The sequence below is a fragment of the Oleiphilus sp. HI0132 genome, from assembly GCF_001635845.1.
This window is the reverse complement of the sequence record NZ_LWGJ01001797.1, coordinates 1-694: the sequence shown is the minus strand read 5'-3', so window position 1 is coordinate 694 and position 694 is coordinate 1. Positions and strand designations below refer to the sequence as shown.

Annotated in this window: 1 pseudogene; it reads right to left on the bottom strand. The window is 44.2% G+C overall.

Features of this window, described 5'->3' with window-relative positions:
* Positions 1-694, bottom strand: a pseudogene (rpoB, locus tag A3766_RS27265) (DNA-directed RNA polymerase subunit beta); the annotation flags it as partial.

Here is a 694-nt window from a genome sequence, read left to right as displayed (position 1 = left end):
TGATTACTTGTCGGATCGATTCTTAGCGTATCAGACATGAACGGGCCGCAATCTAGTTCGTTCGTATAAATCGTCTCGAACGATTCGATACCCGCTTCAATAATTGTATCGATCACTTCATCAGTGATTTCGGTATTACACTCAACAACCAATTCGCCAGTTTCTTCATTGATCAAGTCTTTCGCTGTCACCTTGCCGTGTAGGTACTCACGTGGAACTTCAAGGTGATTACCAAGCTTCTCAAGCTGTCTGATATGACGCGCAGTAATACGACGACCTTCTTCAACGATAACCTTACCGTCAGCATCTTTAATTTCGAAACTTGCAAGCTCACCACGTAGGCGAGCAGGCACCAACTCTAGCTTACAGCTCTCGCCGGAAATAACGAATGCACTGGTATCGAAGAACATTTCAAGAATTTCTTGTGTGCTGTATTCAAGCGCACGTAGCAAGATCGATGCAGGTAGTTTACGACGTCGGTCAATACGAACAAAAACGTTGTCTTTCGGGTCAAACTCAAAGTCCAACCATGAACCACGGTAAGGAATAACACGAGCAGAGTGTAACAACTTACCAGAAGAGTGTGTTTTACCCTTATCGTGATCAAAAAATACGCCTGGAGAACGATGCAACTGAGAGACGATTACACGCTCAGTACCGTTAACAACAAATGTACCATTTTCGGTCATGAGCG